The sequence below is a fragment of the Dietzia sp. E1 genome (assembly GCF_014145015.1).
In the GTDB taxonomy this organism is placed as follows: Bacteria; Actinomycetota; Actinomycetes; order Mycobacteriales; family Mycobacteriaceae; genus Dietzia; species Dietzia cinnamea_A.
Map to the genome: position 1 here is coordinate 1 of NZ_JAALDU010000199.1, position 2,315 is coordinate 2,315.

Here is a 2,315-nt window from a genome sequence, read left to right on the forward strand (position 1 = left end):
CGGAGGCCTTCCGCGGCGCGGGCGAGATCGTCGCCGAGCAGGCCCGCTGGTGGGCGGCCCGGGCGACCGATGCCCGCCGCGACGCCCTGGCCACGGCCTTCCGGCAGATCTCGGAGGCCGCGGCGGAGGAGTTCGTCGGCGAGTACGCGGACGACGTCGCCGTCGTCACCGGCGCCGGAAAGGGCTCCATCGCCGCGGCGGTCACCGGCCGCCTCCTGGCCGGTGGCGCCACCGTGGTGGCCACCACCTCGAGCCTCGACCAGGGCAAGCTGGCGTTCTTCAAGGACCTCTACCGCTCCAACGCCCGCGGTGGCGCGGCGCTGTGGGTCCTGCCCGCCAACATGACCTCCTACTCGGACGTCGACGCGTTGGTCGAGTGGGTCGGCTCGGAGCACTCGGAGTCGGCCGGCGGTCAGACCACCGTGCTCAAGCCGGCGCTCACGCCGACGCTGCTGTTCCCGTTCGCCGCACCGCGCGTCCAGGGCTCGATGGCCGACGCCGGCCCGCGGGCCGAGACGGAGATGCGCGTCCTGCTGTGGAGCGTGGAGAAGCTCGTCGCCGGGCTCGGCGCGATCGGCGCCGACACGGACGTCGACTCCCGCCTGCACGTGGTCCTGCCGGGCTCGCCCAACCGCGGCATCTTCGGCGGCGACGGCGCCTACGGCGAGGCCAAGGCCGCGCTCGACGCCATGATCGCCAAGTGGGGTTCGGAGAAGGCCTGGTCGCAGCGGGTCACCTTCGTCCACGCGATCATCGGCTGGGTCCGGGGCACCGGCCTCATGGGCCACAACGACCCGCTCGTCGAGGCCGTCGAGGCCGCGGGTGTGTCCACGTGGTCCACCGCGGGGATGGCCACCGAGCTGCTGCGCTGGTGCGCACCGGAGTTCCGCGAGGCCGCCGCCGAGAAGCCGGTCACCGTGGACCTCACGGGCGGGCTCGGGACGGCCGACCTCGACATGTCCGCGCTCGCCGCGGACCGGCCCACCGCCTCCGCGACGACCCCGGCCGAGGACACCGCCGGCACGATCGCCGCGCTGCCCTCGCTGCCGACGGTCGCCGCCGACGAGCGGCCCGAGTGGGGTGAGGTCACCCAGGACCTCGAGGACATGGTCGTCATCGTGGGCGCCGGCGAGGTCGGCCCCTACGGCAGCGCCCGTACCCGCTTCGAGGTGGAGACCACCGGCGACCTCACCGCCGCCGGCGTGGTCGAGCTGGCCTGGTCGACGGGCCTGATCACGTGGGAGGACTCGCCCCGCGCGGGATGGACCGTCACGGCCACCGGCGAGGCGATCGACGAGGCGGACATCGCCGAGCGGTTCCGCGACGAGGTCCTGGCCCGGGTGGGCGTGCGCACGTACGCCGATGACGCCCGCGCCGAGATGTTCGACAACGCCGCGCCGCAGCTGACCTCGGTGTTCCTGCCGGAGGACCTGTCCTTCGTCGTGGACGACGAGGCCCAGGCCCGCGCCTACCTCTCGGACGACCCGGAGAACACCGTCGTCACGCAGAGCGAGGACGGGGAGTGGACGGTCACCCGCAAGGCCGGCACGGAGATCCGCGTTCCGCGCCGCACGATGCTCACGCGCGTGGTCGGTGGCCAGATCCCGACCGGGTTCGACCCCACGGCGTGGGGCATCCCCGCGGACATGGTCTCCGGCATCGATCGGGTGGCCGCGTGGAACCTCGTGGCCACCGTGGACGCCTTCATCTCGTCGGGCTTCACCCCGGCCGAGCTGCTGGCCCACGTCCACCCGGCCGACGTCGCCAACACGCAGGGCACCGGCATGGGCGGCATGACGAGCATGCGCTCGCTGTACATCGACGGCATCCTCGGCCGCAGTCGCGCCAACGACACGCTGCAGGAGGCGCTGCCCAACGTCGTGGCCGCGCACGTCATGCAGTCCTACGTCGGCGGCTACGGCTCGATGGTGCACCCGGTGGCGGCCTGCGCCACCACCGCGGTGAGCGTCGAGGAGGGCTTCGACAAGATCCGCGCCGGCAAGGCCGAGTTCGTGGTCTCGGGCGGGTTCGACGACCTGTCCATCGAGGGCATCCAGGGCTTCGCCGACATGTCCGCCACCGCCGACTCCGCGGCCATGGCGGCCAAGGGGATCGACGAGCGGTACTACAGCCGGGCCAACGACCGGCGTCGCGGCGGGTTCGTCGAGTCGGCCGGCGGCGGCACCATCCTGCTCGCCCGTGGTGACGTCGCGGCCCGCATGGGCCTGCCCGTCCTGGGCGTGGTCGGCTGGGCCGGCTCGTACGCCGACGGCGCGCACACCTCCATCCCGGCCCCCGGGCTGGGTGCGCTGGGC

The 2,315-nt window shown here is 73.7% G+C and carries 1 protein-coding gene; it reads left to right on the plus strand.

The genetic code is table 11. From position 1 onward, the window contains the following. A partial coding sequence (locus G6030_RS07800) for a beta-ketoacyl synthase N-terminal-like domain-containing protein (protein ID WP_277817434.1) occupies positions 1–2,315 on the plus strand: 2,315 nt, incomplete at both ends.